The sequence below is a fragment of the Actinoplanes siamensis genome, from assembly GCF_016862395.1.
Classification (GTDB): Bacteria; Actinomycetota; Actinomycetes; order Mycobacteriales; family Micromonosporaceae; genus Actinoplanes; species Actinoplanes siamensis.
This window is the reverse complement of record NZ_BOMW01000069.1, coordinates 35178-53157: the sequence shown is the minus strand read 5'-3', so window position 1 is coordinate 53157 and position 17980 is coordinate 35178. Positions and strand designations below refer to the sequence as shown.

The window sequence follows — 17980 nt, the reverse complement described above, 5'->3', positions numbered from 1 at the left end:
GAAGCGGAACAACAAAAATCAGCCAGGCGCCCCGTACACCAACTGGCACCAGCCGCTAGGCGGACCTGGCGCAATTCGCCACCCTGATGGCCACACATCCCGCCGGTCCTCGCGCAGTTCCACCCGTGCGCGGACCATCATCAGTCGGCCGTCGGTGAAGGTCGCCTTCTCGAACCACGCATCGCCGGAGAAGATCGCCCCGTTGAACCAGGCGCCGCCGGTGAAGGTCGCCTTCTCGAACCTCGCGTGGCGGGTGAAGGCCGCCTCACGGAACCACGCGTGGCCGGTGAAGGCCGCCTCACGGAACCACGCGCCGCCGGAGAAGGTCGCCCCGTTGAACCACGCGTCGCCGGAGAAGATCGCCCCTCCGAACCCCGCGACGCCGGCGAAGGTCACCTTCTCGAACCACGCATCGCCGGAGAAGATCGCCCCGTTGAACCACGCGCCGTCGGAGAAGATCGCCTCACGGAACCACGCGACACCGGGAAAGGTCACCTTCTCGAACCACGCGCCGCCGGAGAAAGTCGTCCCGCTGAACCTCGCGTCGCCGGTGAAGGTCGCCCCGTTGAACCACGCGCCGCCGGTGAAGGCCGCCTTCTCGAACCACGCGACACCGGGAAAGGTCACCTTCTCGAACCACGCATCGCCGGTGAAGGTCGCCTCGTGGAACCCCGCGCTGCCGGTGAACGTGGCGCTGGTGAAGTCAGCGTGGCGCAGGTGGCCACGGGGCAGGTTCCAGTCGATGAGTTGAGCGCCGGTCAGATCGAGGTCGAGGCCGTGCCAGAACGGTTGGACGGCGTCGGGTGTCAGAGTGTTTGCTTGCTCGCTGGTGACATCCGCCGGCAAGGTCAGGTGGGTAGTCAGGATGCGTTGGGCGGTGAGCCTGACTTGCAGTTCTTGCCGAGGGTCGCGGCTGGCGGTCGGCTCGGTGCGGGGCAGGGGCAGTTCGGTGATTGGTCCGGCCGTCGTCGGTGTGGTGGTAGCGGACGGGGCGTAGGGCATGCGCAGATAGGCGCAGAACACGTTGACGATGGTTTGCCGCTGGGCGGGGTTGTTCTGCGCGACGCGCTCCAGGGCGTACAGGCCGCCGAGGCGTACGGCGGCGTCGGCGGAGCCGAGTTGCTCGACAGCTTTGGCGTACAGATCGGTGACGCGTCGTTCGGCGGCGTCGGTCTCGGTATGCGCCTGTGCCTGCAGCGCGAGCCGGTGGTTGCGTTCGGACAAATCATGGGCGTTCTCGGCAAGCAGCTGGCGGCGGACTGCCACGAGGAGCGCGGCGACCGCGCCAGCGGCGGCAAAAAAGCCCAGCCCGTACTTCAGTGCCTCGATCAGCAGCTTCGCCCGCTCCGTATCCGGAGCGTCGCCGGCGATCAGCAGCATCACCACCAGCGCGGTGATCCCGAGCCCGGCGACGATCACAGTGACGGTCAGGATGCCGGCGTTGGACAGCAGCCACGGCCAACGCCGCCGAGGATCGATGCGCTGATCTGTCATGCACGCATGGTCGCCGCCCCGAGCTACATCGGGCAGCCGTCTCTGTGCGTCGACCCCACCGACGACCGCCGGCGCCTGCTCAGAAGGCGCGGCCGTTCCACTTCCCGGCACTGGAACGTTCCGGTAGGTCCCCAGCCGGGGCGGGAGTGGATCAGTTCTCCGGGGGCAGGGCGAGGTCGAAGAACTCGTTGTAGGCGTTCTCGCCGGGCAACTTGCCGTCGAGGGCCAGGGCCTGGCGCAGGGAGAAGCCGGTGATTGCGGGCGGGATGCCGAGGTCGCGTTCGGCTTCGCCGACGATCTCGGCGACGGCGGCCCGGGCGTACTCGGGTTGGTGCTGGATGAGCCAGTCGAGCATCCGGGCGATAGCGTGGTTGATCGGGTAACTGAACTCTTCGGCCTCTTGGGTGCGCTGCCAGTCGGCGAACTCGAAGAGCACCGCGGCGCGAATCGTCGCGCTGAGGTCACCGGGGGGCACGATCCGGTCAAGGCTGGCGGCGGCGGTCCAGGCGACGTCGTGGGCGACGTCGCGGACGGCGGCCTTGGTCCGCCAGCGCAGCGCGAACCGCTTGCGGTTGGTGTCGCGGTCCCACAGGTCGAAGGTGAAGGCGTTGGTGAAGTACTCCCAGAGCCGGACCACGCCGATCGACAAATTCTCGTGATCGCGGTCGGCCATGGTGCGGGCGACGCCGTCGCGGGAGCGCCGCCGGCTTTCGGCCCAGTCCTCGGCGACAGGGCGCGACCACATGGGTCGGCCGCCCATCAAAGTCTGGGGCAGCGGGACCTCGTTCTCGTCGCGGGCCCGGTAGGCGCGCAGGGTGCTGGCGCCGATCCCGGCGACCTCGGCCAGCTCGGCCACGTCGAGCAGCTGGTCGGCGGCGAGCTCGGGAGCGGTCAGGCGCACGACGCAGTCGGCCAGCCGGCGGCCGTCCTCGTGGCGTAGCGCCCACAGCGCGAAGTCGTCGCGCCAGCGGCTCGACGCGTTCGGTTTCACGGTGTCGATGTCGAGGTCGGTGATCGCCCACAGCACGGCCTTCTTCGGGTCGCCTTGCGCCTCGTCGGCGGCGCTGATGCTCAGCGCGGCCGGGACGGGCCGGTTGACGTAGGTCTCTCGGGCCTGATCGAACACCTGCGACGGGCGGTGCCAGGTCGTGCCGTCCCACCAGTAGCCGCCGTAGCGGAACAGCAGCGCCTCGTCCTGGTACGACATGTACGCGCTGACCACGTCGGCGTCGCGGTAGAGCACCACGGACCGGCCGTGTTCGGGGTGCCAGCGCACCACCCAGCCCAGATCCGTCCGCAGCGCGTCGGTGGTGAAGGCGACCCAGCCGCCGTCCTTGCACCGGTCCGTGCGACCCCAGGTCCCACCCTCCTTGCGCCCGATTGCCTCGATCGCGTCCGGGTCGTCCAGCGGCAGATGGGAGTCGTCGACGAACGGCAGGTCCGGGATCGGATGGTCGGTGCGCATCCCGTTGCCCACCGCCATGTATTTGTATGACAGCGCCAAAGCTCACCCCTCCAAGCGAACATGCTGTACCTATCTACAGCGTAGTCGCCGAGAATTATGCAGCCATGCTGCTGAATGAATCGACAAAAAGGACAGCGCCTCCCGGGGAAAGGCTGCCAAGATCGGCGAGGTTCCCGCGACTCAGCGCCGGTACAGCCGGGTCCCGGCGCCGTTCGCCCCTTCCGGCTCATGATTCCTGTCGTACTCAGTAGTCGTGCTCGCCGGCGTCTGCCGCTCGAGGACGCCCTGAGCGACCGGCAGCACCGTGCGACCGGCGACTGGTAGCCCTGGCTAGTTCGGTCCGGTGATCGGCTGACAGCAGACTCGTGGCCACCGGGCCGCAGGTACACGACGGTGGTCACGCCCTCGCCGGGCAGGCCTGGTCCGGGTGTGGGCGTGCTGGCTGCACGTTGGCAAGCCGACGGCCCCCGAGCTGATTGTTCGGGGGCCGTCGGGCAGATAGGTGGGTAGGGAGAAGGCCTCGGGCTACGAGTCTTCGGGCAGTTGGAAGATCTCTTTGAGCAGGGTGAGCTCGGCGGTGTTGGCGTGGCCGGCGCCAGTGGATTCGGCCTCGGGGGCGGGCTGTCCGGCGGGGTCGCGCTTCATGTGCCAGTTGGTGTGCTGGGCGGTGTTGACGACCCAGCTGCCGCACTGGGGGCAGGCGTAGCCGGTTTCCTCGGTGAGCGCGTCGGTACGCGGTGCCGTACCGGTGCGCAGATCGATAGGGGCCGGCGGCTGCTCGGGCCGGGTGTGCACGGTCGCGGTGCCGCGGGCGACCTGCTTCATGGCGTTCTTCTCCTGGGCCTCCTTCTCGGCGGCCTTGATGGACTCGCGATGCTCGTCGGCGGCGATCCACAGCGGGAGCCATTCCTGGGTGACGTGGTGCGGCGGGACGCGTAGGTACTCGCCGAGCTTGCGCACCAGTGCCCAGGTCGGGGCCATCTTGCCGTTGAGCACCTTGGAGAGGGTGCCCTTGCTGTAGCCGACCTTCATGCTGAGCATCGCCAGGGACGGTTTGCCGGCGTGCCGGTGCGCGAACGCGAGGCGGCGGGCGAGGTCTTCACCGGCGGTCGTGCCGTCGATGTGGGCGGCCCGGGCTCGCGCCAACTCGTGTTCGCGGGCGAGCAACGCGCCGTTGGTGAGGCGGGCCGGTTCGGCCGGCTGCCGGCGCAGGTCGTTACGCAAGGTTTCTTCCCGGGCGGTCGTCTCAGGCGCAGCCGGGCGCCTACGCCTGGCGGTGGAGGGCTCGCTGATGTTCGCCGGGTCGGGGACCGCCGAAGGGTGGACGGCACCGTGGAAGGGCACGGGTCCGGTTCCTCCGAAGTCGCCGCGGCCGGAGCGGTAGACGTTGCTCATCGAGGGCCTCCGGCGGAGTTGTCGGCCTGGCCGAGGATGCGGGCGATGCTGGGCAGGGGCGCGTCGTCGCATACCCAGCGGGCCACGACGGCGCCGGCCAGGCCGACGCCGAGCACGGTCAGCAGTACGGTCTGCAGGTCGGCTCCGGTGGCGAGTTCGACGGCGGCGAACGCGACGATCACCGAGAAGACGAACACCCGCCGGCCGCGGCGGTGGTGCGCGCCGCCGGGCGAGGGGTCGTTCTGCCGGTACGCCGTGTCCGGCGCGTTCTTCTTAGACATGGGTCATCCCATCCTCAGATCGGTGGGGGTAGGGAGAAAACGATCTCCCCACCCCCTGCGGTTTGGTCCTGGGCCGCAAAAGTGGGTATTTCATGCATCGGCGGGCCTTGGTGGTGACAAGGCCCGCCGGGTTGTCGCCCGCTTAGTGTGCAGCACTCCACTGACGGTTTCCAGCAGAGGCCTCAAGGGGCCTTGACGGTGCCCGGATGGATCATGCAACTTGCATGTTGGGGGATCTTGACAGAGGAATATCCCGTCAATTGGAATGATCATTTTCCCCGGCGCGGGTAAGGCCGACAAAAATCAAGGGGCCGGAAGGCCTCCCCGCGCGGGTAGCCTGCCGACCCCTCAATCGTCCCGGCGTTTGCCACCACAGCGCCCACCGGGGTGTTGCTAGATCCGAATAGCGGCCCAGGACCAACCGGACGCGATCTTCGGAGCGGAAATGCGATTCCCGCTTGGATCATGATACTCGCCAACTGACAGTGAGAGCGAGATCCCCAACCGGTCAAGATCAGAGGCTTTCTCTTCTCACCTACCGGCTGACAACGAGCAGGGTGGGGGAAGGAGTTCAACCACGGCCATGCCCACTCAAACTCCGGGCAACACCCATCGAGTGACGGACGCAACTTCGCCGAGGTCAGAGCAGCAGGACGGCCGTACCGTTAGAAAACGTAGCGAAAATCCGCGAAACAATGCGAAACAGTGACGCAGGCTACAACGTGAATCTTACACACGTTCGGCCCGTGATTATCGAACAGAAGGCCTAATCCTGCCCCTCCGAAAGGCCTACATCACGGCTCCACCAAAAGGCGCCGGGGGCGCCAGCCTCCAAGCCGGACTAATCATGCGGATCACCCGCACGAGATGAGCGGCCGGAATGATTGCGATCATTTTCATTCACGATCGCAAGATATGTCACCGTGATCCCGTAGGAAATTCACATCCAACAGACAGTGCACTTCAGGGATGAATAGATGAGGATCATTTAAACATTGCCGGTCTGCTTTCGATCACCATCGCTACATGCGCAGACAAATAGGATTAAAGACCTAAAAGTTTCTTAAGTATCTTAACCCTCACACAAGACCAATACGGACATAACTCGTTACCGTGGGTAGCCTGGCAAAGAAGCCTGCGTGACCGTCGCTTCCTCAGAAAAACTGTTGAATGGCGTTGTGCGCCCCTGCGTGTCGGCTCGCCACGTCTTCACGCCTACATGACGTGCTGAGCGGACCCCCACCCATTCGATGGCGGGACTCATCGATCAGCCGTCCGCCGCGGCCGCCGGGGCGGTGAGGTACCGGTGCAACGACGTCTTCGGGATGCCGGTCTTCCTGGCGATCTCCGCGAGGCTGTCGCCCTGGGCCTTGAGTAGCCGGGCATGCTCGATCTTCTCCGGCAAGTGCGCGGCCGGGCCGCCCGGACGTGCCGGCCGGCTTTCTCGGCAACGGCGCGGACGTGCGCGGCCCCGCTCGGCGGTGAAGGTGCGTTCCCCCTCGGCGAACAGTGCCAGCAGCAGAACGCGATCTGGCCCATACCCGCCGTCGCCGGTGGTGTCGATCCGGATCGGGTCGGCAGCGACCGAACCCCGATCCCTGCCGTTACCCCAGGCGCGGGGCATCGTCGCGCACGGGACGAGACCGGCGAGCACGTCGCGGCGACTGGGCCTATCCCGAGTCGCCGCGAGCCTGGTCACCGTCGCGGATGGCAACGTCTTCTTGGTGGTTGTCCTGGCTGGCGGGGAAGCTCTCCGCAGAGTTCAGGATGGCTCCGCTGATCAGCAGGACGAAGGCCATGGGCAGGCCGCCGGCGCCCGCCAGGACCCAGAGGGTGGTGCTGCCCGCGTCGGCGATGTCGCCGTTGTGTTTGAGGAACAACGCACCGGCGCAGCTGGCGAGCAGCAGAAGCAGCCCAGCGATCAACAGGAGCCGGCCACCCCGCGGCTGGCGGGTGCGGCGCGGCCGTCTCGTCAAACCGAATTCGATGTCGGCGCGCCGGCACTTGCGACACCACCGCAGGCTGCACATGCACAACGGAGACCGGCCGGCCGGAGACTCGTGCAGGTGCCCATTTATCCGGCTGACCCCGGCCCTAGGTCGGCGGACGGCTTCGGCATGTTCACGCGCGGAGTAGAGCCGTAGCTCCGGGTCCGGGCATCGGCGTAGCGCCATCTCGGCCCGTTTTGCCTGGGCACAGCGGTTCTGATCGCCGACGATCAGCATCCGGTCGAGGCACCGCATCCATCGGCCGGGTCCCCGGCGCTGGGCGTACAACCGGTTCAGGCGACGGCACATCCCGCCGGAGTCCATGACCTCAGCAAGCTGCAGGGGTGGGCGGCTGCCAGCTTCCGCCCTGCTCAAGGGCGCGGGGACGAAGGGCGCTGCGGGGCTGGCGGGGGTGTTTCCCGGGCCGGGAAGTGTGGCCGCCCCCGGCGGTGTGGCGACGGCGACGACGGCCGCCGGTTTCGTCGCCTCGTATCTGGCCAGCCGCTCGCTGAGCGCCGTGACCTGGGCGACGAGCTCGGCGACGTAGGCCTCGGCCTGGTCGGCTCGGGCGCGTTCGGTGGCCGCTTGCTGCTGGTCGCGTTGCCGGGCTGCCTGTTGCTCGCGTCGCAGTGCGACTTCCTCGCTGGCTGCCTGGTTCGCCGCCTCGACGCGCGCTTGCGCCTGATCGGCGCGGGCCCGCTCAGCGGTGGCCTGGTCTTCGGCGCGTTGCCGAGCCGCCTGCTCCGCGCGCCGCAGGTCCGCTTCCCGCTGCGCGGTGGCACGCTCGGCGGCGGCCTGCTGTTCGGCGTGCAGCAGGCGCTCTACCGTCTGGGCCAACTCGATAGCCAGCGCTTCCCGCTGTCGCTCGAGTTCCGCCCGGTCCTGATCGCTGTCGGCCAATTGCTGATCGCGATGGTCGAGTTCAGTACGCAGACGGGCCAGGGCCTGCCCGGCGATGGCCAACTGTTCGCTGGTGACGCCGAGCCGGCTCTGCACGGTGAGCAGCTGGGCTTGAAGTTCGTCGACCTGGGCCTGCAGTCGTTGCTGCGGGGACAGCTCTGCCGGCACCACGTGCCCGTCGAGTCCTTCGATAGGGCCCCAGTAGCCGGGAGGCCGCCGCAGGCCCCCTTTCCACGCCAGCCATAAACCGGCCAGCGGGGGTAGACGGTGCTCCCGCTCGTCGGGCACGCAGTACGCGACGATCCCCTCGATGTCCGGCCAGTCGTAGCGCTGGGAGCTGAGCTTCCTGTCCAGCGTGCTGTTGGACATCTTCAGCCCCCGGGAAAGAGCCGACACCGATCCGTAGGGCAGATCGGGATCCTTACGCCCGCCGCTGCGAGGCTTCCGCGGAAGTGAGTCCTGCCGGGCCCACCAGACGGCGATGACGTCGAGAACCGCTCGGTGAATCTGGGCCGCGATCTGCGGATCTCCGGTGCTCAACGTCGGCCCTCCCTGGCGTGACGACGAGGTACCGGATCCTATTCCCAGGGCGAGAAGCCCGCCTCCCCACCCTGAGCGACATCGCCGCACCCTTTCTGACCACGGGAAACCCAGCTTTACCTCTGCTGTAAGTCCGCCTTGGACCGTCAGTGTTGACGGTGCCGCAGCGATCCGGCTGCACGGCACCTCACCCTTTCAGGAAGGTGATCTACCCATGGTTCAAATTGCCAAGGAGGTGATGCGGACGGTCCGATACGCCCTGGCAGGTAACTCTCGGACCGCCCGCCTCTGCGTGATCCTCATGGTCGGTGCACTGTCATACCTGACCGTCACGCTCTTCTAGAACCTCACACGCAGGCCCCGAGCACAGTGTGCCCGGGGCCTGCTTCTTCGTGCAGCACCACCGATTTTCATGAGGGTCAAGAAGATCCACTCCGAGAAGCTCACCCTTGGGGCTACACCCCGCACGTCGGTCAGCCGGTCCGAGGCGAGGCCGCCGATGAGGCGGCCGCTTCGGCTGGCTCCTGAGCGTCAACGGCCGGCCCCCAGCACATCCTCATGCCCGGCGTCGACCTGGCGATACTGCGCGGCCTGTCGGTCGAGACCTTGGCGATCAAGGTCAACGGCTCGTGGTGGAACGACGCGGCCGGCGCAGCGGTGCCGCTGCCGGACCAGCAGCCGTGGCAGAGCACCCTGGACACATCCCGCGGCCGCGCCGAGCCCGCCTGATCCAGGGTCCGGTGCCGCTCGGCCACACCCCAGCCGGCCACCTTCAGGTGCACTACTGATGCTGACGGCCGAGCCCCGCCGGCCGGGCCGTCACGTCGGGAGGCCACGACCGGCGCAGACCAGCCTGGTGGCTGACTACGTCGTGCGGCCTGGGATGGGTACGGCCATGCCAGCCGCGTCGTTCCACCACCAGGCGCTGCCGTTGACGATCAGGCACGGGGCGGCGAGACCGGTGCCGCGCAGCTGGGCCAGCTCTATACCGGGCATCAGGATGGCCTGGTCGCGGCCGTTGACGGAGAGGGTCCAGCCGAACCGGCCGTCGGCATCCGTGTTGGCATCGCGCCTCGGTTCACCAACATGCGGGGTGTAGCCGCGGGTGTCGCCCTCGATCCGGGCCCGCTCACGCACCGCTTCCACGAAGACCGCCATGTTGTCGGCCGCGAGCTCCAGGGTGGCCCCGGTCACGGCGTGCATGCCCGGGATGACCAGTCGCACGCGGCGGGCCGAATCCTCGGGTGCCGCAGCCGGGGCCGGCAAGGTCTCGAGAAGCGTGGTCGGCGGTGCGATGCCGAGCGGCTGGCCTTGCCGGAACCGCTCGGTGAGGTAGCCCAGGTCCGCAGCGGACCGCGTGGTGGCCCTCTGCTCACAGACGCGGGTCCCGCCTGACTGGGTCGTCACGGGCGGGCGGGGCCGCTCAGCGGCTTCGACACTGCCCCCGCGTTCGGCGACCACGTCGTCATAGACGGCAGTCGGGATCCAGGTAGTCCGTTGCCCGCCGACCTGATACGGCCTCCACCCGTCGGTGAGGATGCCTTCAAGTAGGTGGTCGAGGTCCGGGCTGGAGCCGCAGGGAAACCGGGCGCCGGGGTCCGGCCGGTAGGCGTGCGGGTTCAAGGTCGGGTACAGGTGCCGCCGGCCGCATGGCTGGAGCCGCCCGGTCACGGGACAGCGCGTGCTGCCGCCGTGCCATATGTCGGACCAGCCGCAGCGTTGTGACTCGAAGGCGGTCCAGCCGGAGATCACGTTCAGCTGTGGCGTCCGGTCCTGCCGGTACAGGCGGTAGTCGTCGAGCGCGGGCACGGCGAGGTGAGGCACCTGGCGCAGGAACGCGACGTCGGCGGAGTCGCGGTCGGTGGTCCAGACGACGCGGTCGCCCGTCGCGGCGAGGGCGTTCTGGCGGCGGTTCACGGCGCTGGGGGTGAGGGTGGTGTGCTGGATCTCCCCAGCCACGGTCAGCCGGGCGCCGACGGCGAGCACGTCGGGGCGGCGCTTGGCGCGGGGACGCCAAGCCTCGACTCTGACATCCGTCGCGCCGGCCGCGGTCCAGGTGGCGGCTTCGCGGTCCTTCAGTGCCTTGTGGATATCGCTCTCAGGGGTGTGCTCGGCGTGCGGGGAGCGACCGTCCTCGTGCCGGAAAACCGGGGCGTGCGGCCCGTCGACGAACGTCATCCACACCGGCGCCGGCGGCAGTCCCTCGTCGGCGCGCAGGCGCATGCACAACAGGCAGAGCAACTTCTGCCCGCTGACGCCGTGCGGCCGGTCGCTGGCCACCCGCTCTCGCAGACCGGACAGGCCGGGGTGGCCCCATCCGGGCAGGCGCGGCTGCAGCTCGATGCCGGCGGGGACGTAGTACACCCCGCCGGAGAAGGTGTAGGGATCGATGTCCCAAGCGCTGTTCGGCGCGGTCGGGGCAGACAAGTTTCTCCTATGAGGTGGGCGTACGGCACGGCTTGGCCGACGGGCGAAGAACAGGAAGCCATGGTCGCATAGAGGTACGACACTTTTACGCTCCGCGATTTTCGGACGTCCCCGGGAGCGAGTCGTTCCGGTCGCTCGCTGGATCCGGACACTCAGCGTCACGGCCGCACCACCATGGCGTAGCCGAAGACGAACGCGTCCTCCTGCCCCACGGAGCTGAGGCACGCCGCCAAGCGCCGGGGCCCGAAGGTCACAGTTGGCTACGCCCGCGCTCGGCGCCGGGGCATCTCGGCTCACCCGCAAGGCCTACCAGCCACACCGCGGCTGGCGCCCAGCCCTCACAGTCTTCGAGCGACAGTTCGGTCGATCATCCGTCCGGCTTCAGCCCCGCACACGTGAGAGCGCTTCCACAAAACTCCTGGTGAGAATAACTGGCATGACCAACCCGGCTGGAAAAGATCACGGAGAAGTTCGATGTTGCGAGATTCCCGGGCCGCCGCGTCCGGGCTCGATCCGGATCTTTCCTTGTGCCCAGGGCAGGACCGCCGTCGCGCACGGCACTGTCCACCCAAGACGCCCATAGGGGTTCGGCCGTTCACCCGATGCCCGGCCTGCCGCATCGTTCGGGCATCAGCGATAGCCAGACATCGATTCAGAGAGGGTGGGAGCTGCAGAAAGCCCATGGGGGCCTCCGCCGCAAAACAGAGACCCCCACGCCCACCGATCGCCCGGTTCAAAGAGAAAACCGGCGGGCACACCGGCCCCGAGCCTTGCGGCCCAGAACCTGATGCATCCAATAGAACGTTGTTAACCCGGCGACGGCAACCATCTTGGCGGTTATTGCAAACAACGAAACCACCGTTGTTAACCAAAACAACTGGCCCGGTGGCTCCGGCATCGCCCTGGTTAACGAACGCGCCCAGCCAACCTGTCGCCGCTGCGTGAGAGACTTTCGGCCAGAAGACGACCGGTACTGCTCGCGAGACCGCAAACTCCGAGAAATCCCAGTCCGCGTCGATCGTCCGGTTCCAGGTGAGAACCCGCGTGGCGCTTCTTGGCGTCCCGGGTTCTCACCTGTTCGAGAAAGTCGAGCGCCTCACCATGACGCATGGATGCACCCATCATCCACCCTCGCAGCCGTCCGGTAAGACGATCACGGTCCTGATTATCTTGACCACGCTGCTGATGCTGTTCAGCCTCGGCCTCTGGCTGCTGGACAACCAGGCTCTCGCCGTGACCGCCGGTGTCGTCGCCATCGGGCTCATCGGTGACGGCTGCCGGCGGCTCCTGGGCACCGACACGCCGGTGACCGCCGCTGCGGCACAGCACGGCGAAGCCGGCACCGCGGTGGCGCTTGATGCCACGCCCGCCCGCCGCGCCGATGAGAGCGCCGCGGACAACACCGGTGGGCAGCAGAAGTCGCCGGCGACGTGAAGACCGCGACGGGGCGCCGGGAGGCGCCCCTTCCCGTCAACGGGCCGCCCAGCTTGCTGCGCCTGGCCAAGGTGCTGCGCGCCGGGCGCCGTACCAGCGGCCTGTCCTACCGGGAACTGGCGGAGATGACCAAGTACTCGATCCCGGCGCTGTCGGTGGCGGCCAGCGGGAAGAAGCTGGCGTCATGGGAGGTGACCCAGGCCTATCTGATGGCCTGCGGGATCACCGGGGAGGCCGCGCTCGGCAAGGCGAAGAACCTGTGGAAAGCGGCGTCCGACGAGCAGCGCCGCTTGCGCACCGAGCAGAAGATCGCCGAGCAGTCGGCCACCCGCGCCGGCAGCGACGAGATCGGCCCCGCGTACGGCGACATCGACTTCAGCAGCATCGACAACCTGCGCAGCTTCGCCGACGCGCTGGCCACGGTGCGCGAGACGGCCGGCCTGACCGTCAGGCAGATCATCGACCGATCACAAACCTCGACCGCCGGCACGGCCTACGAGAGCATCGACGGCAAGGTGCTGCAGCTCAAACGCACCACCGTCTACGACGTGATTAACAAGAAGATCCGTCCGTCAGCCGAGTTCACCGCGCTCTACCTACACGCCTGCGGACTCACCGACGAACAGGTGACCCGCTGGGTGGACTGCCTCAAAGCCGTACAGGACACCGAACGCCGCATCACCGCGGCGCTCAAAGCCCTCACCTCCGAGGGGCCCACCATCGGCACCACGCTCACGAGCCGGCGCCCGAACAGTCCGGATTCGTGGAACGCGATCGTCACCAGCCCGTCCGAAGCCGGAACCACCGCTGTGCTGGAGGAACGGCCGCAGCTGGCACACCCGGACCACCCTCAGGACACACCGGCAGCCAGCAAGCTCATCCGCCGGCAACCGCGCTGGCTCACCACCGACGATCGCGCCCCGGACAGCGACGACCACGACGAGTCCGCAGCCGTACCGCCGCAGGACGCGCAAGCCGAAACAGCACCAGAGCAGACCGAGCGGCCCGATCCCGAGGCCACCAGCACGCAGACCCCCCAAGAACGGCAAGAGGAACAGCCACCAGCGCCCAACAACACCACGGCGCTACCCACCGCCGGCGCGCAAACATCTGCCGGCCAGGGCCATCCCACGACCGACACCGGCCCGTCAGGGCCACTCGAACAACACCACGAGGCGGTCGAGGCCCCACCGGACGACACCGCCGACGCCGACGTGCTGACCACCGCGCCGGCGCCGGCCCATTCCTCGGCGCTCCCAGAAGACCCGAAGACCACCGACACCCCCCGCACCCACCGCCGCGGCGCCCGCGAGCGGCGAAGCTACGGTCACCCCCCGGAGCCCTACGCGATTCAGTTCACCTGGCATGGCGCACGCAACTCGATCCAACTGACCATCGACCGTGACATAGCCTCCGCCGTGATCAAGATGGCGGCGTTGACTCTGACGCTAAGCCTGGCCCTGGTCGCTTTGCTGTTCCTGCCGTGAAGGCCTCGTCTCATATCGCCGCGTACGCGTGGCCAACTCACGTATGAGGTCTCAACGTCAATGAGTTGTCGTTACGGCACTGGCCCTGTTCTACAGAGGACCACCTATGTACGCCCTATCAAGATCGCCGGTAGCGTGACTGTTCACGGTAGCGGAGGCGCGCGCCTATCTGGAGCACAAATTGGCCGGGCACCCGCGGCTGCTCGACGACGCCGACGGGCTGGCCGCCGACCTGGGGTACCTGCCGCTGGCTCTGGCGCAGGCCGCCGCCTATCTCCTCGACCGGCGGCTGTCCTGCGCCGGCTACCGCGCCCGGCTGGCCGACCAGCGGCGCCAGCTGGCCGACCTGGTTCCGGAGGAGGGCGCGCTGCCGGATGAGCACCAGGCTACGGTCGCCGCGACCTGGGCGCTGTCGATCGACCTCGCGCTGTCGGTAACCGCGGTTACCGATACAGCCCACAGAGGAGGCGCCGGTAACCGCGGTTACCGGGCCCACGGCCCCAACATCGAAGGCCGACCACCACCGCACGAGCGGCTGCCGGTAACCGCGGTTACCGGCAGTCTGGTGCGGGGGCTGGCGCGCCGTTATTAATGCAGTTCAGCAGCCCTTTACGATGAGCCGGTCCGAAGTACCGGGAACCCGGGAAGCACACGGAACGGAGTCTTCATGGCTGCAAAGATCCATGTCATCGCCAACCAGAAGGGCGGGGTCGGCAAAACGACCCTCGCGGTCAACCTCGCCGCGATCACTCACGCCGTCCTGGTCGAGTCGAACAGCCCTCTCAGGAAGCTGGAGCAGGAGGAAGCTCCCAGCCCGGTGATGGTGGCCTCGACCGACCCTCAGGGATCATCGGTGTGGTGGTCTGACCGGGTGAAGAACCGCGGTGGTCTGCCGTTCGACTTCGCGCAGGTGGATGACCCACGCGACCTGTCCAAATTGCGGCGGCTCGCCTACTCGCACATCTTCGTCGACACCCCGGGCAGTCTGGAGGACGAGCGAATCCTGCAGAGCGCCCTTGAGGAATGCGACGACGTCATCATCCCCATGACACCCGAGCCGCTGAGCTACGACCCCACTCGGTTGACCATCGACGAGGTCATCGCCCCACGGGGTATCCCATACCGGGTGGTCGTCAACAACTGGGATCCCCGCGACGGCACCACCGACTTGCAGCAGACCGCCCAGTTCATCGCGAAGAGCGGATGGCCTGCCTGCAAGACAGTGATCCGCCGGTACAAGCTGCACACTCGCGCCAGCGCTGAGGGCCAGGTCGTCACTCAGTACCCGCGCAATCGCACGGCGAGCGAGGCACGCGAAGACTTCCTCTACCTGGCGCTCGAGTTGGGATACGGCGGCTCGGTCCCGGCCCTCCCGACGCAGAACACCGGGTCCCCGGCCTCCTCGTCGGCAAGGAAGTCTTGACGTGGCCGGCAAACGCGTTGACCTGTCCGCTCTCGCCGACGAACCACGGCTACCCGATGCCCGTGTCCCTCGATTCGCCTCCCAAGGCCAGAATCCGGTCCCGGTCGACCAGGTGGCCCCGAACCCGTTGAACACCCGGCTGATCGACGCCGACGCGGAAACCATCGCTGCTCTCCGAGAATCCATCCGGGAGAACGGGCAGCTGCAGGCTTCCACGGTGGTGCATCGGAAAGCCTTCCTGGACATCTTCCCCGAATACGAAGGCGACATCGGGGTCGCACCGTATGTCCAGGTCACCGGCGCAAGACGCCGGATCGCCCTGCAGCAGCTCGGCCGGCCGATGGATATCGCCGTCAAGGACGAGCTGGCGCAGAACCGGTCTCGCTTTGTCGCCGCGACCGCAGCCGAGAACTTCGACCGTGAGGACTACAACGCAATCGAGGAGGCCCACGCGGTCCAACTGATCGTCACGGAGAGCGGATCTACCGCAGCCGCCGGCGAACGCCTGGGTCGCACGAAGACGTGGGTCATTCAGCGCACCAACTTGCTCAAACTCGACGTCGAGGTGCAGAAGCTAATCCGGGAGGCGCAGGTACCACTCCGCGATGTGCGGACCCTGCATACCCATCCGACAGACAAGCAGATGGCGATCTTGCGCGCCTACCAGGAGCAGAAGCGGACCGAGTCCCGCGAGGAAGAAGAGGCGGGAACTCAGCCAACAACCGAGGAAAGGGTTCCTCACCCGCGTTCTGCCGCCACGACAGCCGCCTCAGCAGTCCGTCGCCTCGGCGGCACTCCACCGAAGATCGCCGAGTCGCTGCGTTCCGTCCTTTCCTCCGAGGACCTACGGCAGCTCGCGGAAATCTTGCTGACAGAGCAGACGCCATAGGTAGAGCACGTAAAAGCGGGGCCGGTAACCGCGGTTACCGGCCCCTGCGGCTTGGTGGACAGGCCGGCGCGGTTCTGCCGCCGGTGCTGCCCCCACACCGCCAACAACATTTGCTTGCCGCGAATCTCGACGGCCTGCTGGCGGCGCTCCCCTCTCCCCGCCATCGTCGCGGCCGCAATGAGCCTCACCGCTTGGCGATGGTGGTGAGGAAGCTTCCACACGGGCTGTGGCCGCCCAGGAGCGGGAGGGCCCGGCCGAGGGAGACGTGACCGCGGTAGGAGTACGGCGCGACTCGCAGGCCACCCAGATCGGCCGCCCACGCCACCGCCGATTGCGGAGATACCACCGTGTCGTCGGCGTTGGCCAGCACGCATCCGGGACGGGACGGTGGTCGCCGGGGCGCTTCCCATCCGGCGGTGGGTGCGGTGGTCTGCGCGCATTGCCGATCCACCAGATCCATGAGCAGGCCGACGTCGGTGGGCCAGGCTCGCGCCGTGCTGGTCGCGGACGTGCCCGACGGTGCCGGCCAGCTGGTCCATCTTGTCGTTCATGACGGTGATCGCCTGGCCCTGCTCGACCTGGGTCTCGCGCAGGGCGCCGAGCACGCGGGTATGACCACGAAGCTCGGCGCGGTACTCGGCGACGTCGCCGTCGGCGCCGGCGGCCAGGGCGCGGGCGGCGGCGGCTTCCTGCCGCACGATGGCCAGCTCGGCTTCGAGGGCGGCAACGCGCTGAGCGAGATCTTCCAAGCTGCTCATCGGGGTCCATTCTCCGTTGCGGCGCGGGCGGTGGCCAGGGTGGCTTGGCTGGTGGCCAGTTCGGTGCGCAGCCCGGCCAGCTCGGCAGCCTGGCGCTCGATCTGCTCCTGGGTGGCCTCGACGCGGGCCTCGGCCCGGTCGGCATGACGCTCGGCGGTGCGCAGGTCGGCGCGGGTGGCGTCGAGCTGGGTGTTGAGCCGGTCGATGTCGGCGGCCGCGGCCGCGGCTCGGGCCTTCTCCGTGGTCAGCTCGGTACGCACGCCTGCAAGGTCGTCGGCGAGCCGGGCCCGCTCGGCGTGCACCTCGGCCAGCTCGGCGCGCAGCTGCTCGACGTCGGCGGCGAGCCGGGCCTGCGCGGTCGTGGCCCCGGCCAGCTCGGTGCGTAGGTGCTCGAGTTCAGCGGCGGCCGCGGTGGCGCGGGCGTTCTCGGCGGCCAGTTCGGCGCGCACGCCGGCGAGCTCGTCGACGAGCCGGCCGCGCTCGGCGCTGGTCTCGGCCAGGTGGGTGCGGGTGGTGGCCAGCGTGGTCTCGGCGGTGTCGCGGGCGGTGGTGACGGCGTCCAGCTGGGCGGTCGTGGTGGCCAGCGTCGTCTCCAGCCCGGCGGCCCGCTTGGCGTTCGCGCGGGCGTCGGCGGTGGCGGTACGCAGGTCGGCCGACAGTGCGCGGTTGGCGTCGCGGGCCTCGCGCAGCTGGCCGCGCAGGTCGTCGGCCTGCTCCTCGATCCGTTTCCGGCGCTCCACCTCTTTATCCCGGGCGGTCTGCGCGGCCTCGGCGGCGGCCTCAGCCCGGCCCTGGGCCTGCCGGGCGGTAGCGACGTCGGCCGCGGCCTCGGCCCGGGCGCGCTGGGCGGCGGCCTCGGCGTCGCGGGCCCGGCTCAACGCCTGCGACTTGTCGACGTTGGCGGCGGCCCGTTCCCGTTGGGCGAGCTCGGCGGCGCGTTCGGCCCGGTCGCGGGCGGCGTCGGCGGCCTCGGCGCGGGTCTGGGCGGCGAGCATCTGCTGCTCGGCCTGCTGCATCCGGGCCACGCCGCCGTCCTCGACCGCGCCCAGCGCGGCCACGACCTCGGCCAGGGTCTGCTGCAGCGCGGTGACCGGGCCGGCGACCTGCCCGGCCAGGGTCTGCAGCGTCAGCAACGGCGCGTCCAGCCCGGCCGCCGCGACCGCGGCCTGCTCCTCGTAGGCCATCTGCTTGCACGTCTTGCCGCCGGGCTCCCACGTGCGGTCCCGGCAGTACTCCAGCGGCCGCCCGGGCCCGCCACCAGGCAAAACGCGCCCGCACACGGTGTACTTGCAGCGTCGCTCCCGGGCCCCGCCCGGCCGTTCCACGCTCTCAGACATAACACGATCATAGCAGATTTGTTTTGTTAAAACAAAACTAGTTTTGAGTTTTGTAAAACAAAATATTTCTGACCTTGAACTCTTAGCATGTGCGTCAGCAGAAATCTTTGCGGTTTCTATGCCTCTGAGAGCGTCGCTGCGCGACGAAATCGCCTTACCGCT

Annotated in this window: 15 protein-coding genes; 6 read left to right on the top strand and 9 right to left on the bottom strand. The window is 68.2% G+C overall.

Annotated elements, in window-relative coordinates:
* Positions 1-18 precede the first annotated feature (18 nt).
* The 6 genes from Asi03nite_RS31975 to Asi03nite_RS31950 all read right to left on the bottom strand — a co-directional run bounded on the left by Asi03nite_RS31975 (position 19) and on the right by Asi03nite_RS31950 (position 8063).
* The gene (locus Asi03nite_RS31975; RefSeq protein ID WP_203684234.1) at positions 19-1494 is read right to left on the bottom strand and encodes a pentapeptide repeat-containing protein; all 1476 of its coding nucleotides are present in this window, start codon (positions 1492-1494) and stop codon (positions 19-21) included.
* A 151-nt stretch (positions 1495-1645) separates the two neighbouring features.
* Positions 1646-2998, bottom strand: coding sequence for a helix-turn-helix transcriptional regulator (locus tag Asi03nite_RS31970; protein WP_239103070.1), 1353 nt, complete (start codon positions 2996-2998; stop codon positions 1646-1648).
* A 486-nt stretch (positions 2999-3484) separates the two neighbouring features.
* On the bottom strand, positions 3485-4183 hold the full coding sequence (locus tag Asi03nite_RS31965) for a helix-turn-helix domain-containing protein (protein ID WP_203684233.1): 699 nt from the start codon (positions 4181-4183) through the stop codon (positions 3485-3487).
* 167 nt (positions 4184-4350) lie between these two features.
* Entirely contained in the window at positions 4351-4635 is a 285-nt protein-coding gene (locus tag Asi03nite_RS31960; protein WP_203684232.1) for a hypothetical protein, read from the bottom strand.
* Between the two features lie 1267 nt (positions 4636-5902).
* Positions 5903-6259 carry a helix-turn-helix domain-containing protein gene (locus tag Asi03nite_RS31955; protein WP_203684231.1) on the bottom strand — a complete coding sequence of 119 codons (357 nt, stop codon included), beginning with the start codon at positions 6257-6259 and terminating at the stop codon, positions 5903-5905.
* A gap of 46 nt (positions 6260-6305) precedes the next feature.
* On the bottom strand, positions 6306-8063 hold the full coding sequence (locus Asi03nite_RS31950) for a hypothetical protein (RefSeq protein ID WP_203684230.1): 1758 nt from the start codon (positions 8061-8063) through the stop codon (positions 6306-6308).
* A gap of 558 nt (positions 8064-8621) precedes the next feature.
* On the opposite strand from Asi03nite_RS31950, the gene Asi03nite_RS31945 reads away from it, so the two are divergent.
* Positions 8622-8792 (top strand): hypothetical protein, encoded by a 171-nt coding sequence (locus Asi03nite_RS31945; RefSeq protein WP_203684229.1) that lies wholly within the window; start codon positions 8622-8624, stop codon positions 8790-8792.
* Between the two features lie 135 nt (positions 8793-8927).
* Here the strand turns inward: Asi03nite_RS31945 and Asi03nite_RS31940 are convergent, their stop codons facing one another.
* A complete protein-coding gene (locus Asi03nite_RS31940; protein WP_203684228.1) occupies positions 8928-10490 on the bottom strand; it encodes a competence protein CoiA family protein in 1563 nt (520 codons plus the stop codon).
* Between the two features lie 1044 nt (positions 10491-11534).
* Here Asi03nite_RS31940 and Asi03nite_RS31935 point away from each other — a divergent pair.
* The 5 genes from Asi03nite_RS31935 to Asi03nite_RS31915 all read left to right on the top strand — a co-directional run bounded on the left by Asi03nite_RS31935 (position 11535) and on the right by Asi03nite_RS31915 (position 15723).
* Positions 11535-11924 (top strand): hypothetical protein, encoded by a 390-nt coding sequence (locus tag Asi03nite_RS31935; protein WP_203684227.1) that lies wholly within the window; start codon positions 11535-11537, stop codon positions 11922-11924.
* Positions 11925-11977: 53 nt separating this feature from the next.
* Positions 11978-13411 (top strand): helix-turn-helix domain-containing protein, encoded by a 1434-nt coding sequence (locus tag Asi03nite_RS31930; protein ID WP_203684226.1) that lies wholly within the window; start codon positions 11978-11980, stop codon positions 13409-13411.
* Between the two features lie 181 nt (positions 13412-13592).
* Entirely contained in the window at positions 13593-14003 is a 411-nt protein-coding gene (locus Asi03nite_RS31925) for a hypothetical protein (RefSeq protein WP_203684225.1), read from the top strand.
* Positions 14004-14078: 75 nt separating this feature from the next.
* Positions 14079-14834 carry a nucleotide-binding protein gene (locus tag Asi03nite_RS31920; RefSeq protein WP_203684224.1) on the top strand — a complete coding sequence of 252 codons (756 nt, stop codon included), beginning with the start codon at positions 14079-14081 and terminating at the stop codon, positions 14832-14834.
* Between the two features lies 1 nt (position 14835).
* Positions 14836-15723 (top strand): ParB/RepB/Spo0J family partition protein, encoded by an 888-nt coding sequence (locus Asi03nite_RS31915; protein ID WP_203684223.1) that lies wholly within the window; start codon positions 14836-14838, stop codon positions 15721-15723.
* A 184-nt stretch (positions 15724-15907) separates the two neighbouring features.
* Here the strand turns inward: Asi03nite_RS31915 and Asi03nite_RS31910 are convergent, their stop codons facing one another.
* Positions 15908-16093: a hypothetical protein gene (locus Asi03nite_RS31910; RefSeq protein WP_203684222.1), complete on the bottom strand. Its 186-nt coding sequence runs from the start codon at positions 16091-16093 to the stop codon at positions 15908-15910.
* Positions 16094-16477: 384 nt separating this feature from the next.
* Positions 16478-17818 (bottom strand): coiled-coil domain-containing protein, encoded by a 1341-nt coding sequence (locus Asi03nite_RS31905; RefSeq protein WP_203684221.1) that lies wholly within the window; start codon positions 17816-17818, stop codon positions 16478-16480.
* Positions 17819-17980 lie beyond the last annotated feature (162 nt).

Excerpts from the sequence above, each read along its gene's own strand:
- Asi03nite_RS31920 (WP_203684224.1), top strand. The coding sequence starts at position 14,079 with ATGGCTGCAAAGATCCATGTCATCGCCAACCAGAAGGGCGGGGTCGGC.
- Asi03nite_RS31945 (WP_203684229.1), top strand. The coding sequence starts at position 8,622 with ATGCCCGGCGTCGACCTGGCGATACTGCGCGGCCTGTCGGTCGAGACC.
- Asi03nite_RS31960 (WP_203684232.1), bottom strand. The coding sequence starts at position 4,635 with ATGTCTAAGAAGAACGCGCCGGACACGGCGTACCGGCAGAACGACCCC.
- Asi03nite_RS31975 (WP_203684234.1), bottom strand. The coding sequence starts at position 1,494 with ATGACAGATCAGCGCATCGATCCTCGGCGGCGTTGGCCGTGGCTGCTG.
- Asi03nite_RS31955 (WP_203684231.1), bottom strand. The coding sequence starts at position 6,259 with ATGCCCCGCGCCTGGGGTAACGGCAGGGATCGGGGTTCGGTCGCTGCC.
- Asi03nite_RS31905 (WP_203684221.1), bottom strand. The coding sequence starts at position 17,818 with ATGTCTGAGAGCGTGGAACGGCCGGGCGGGGCCCGGGAGCGACGCTGC.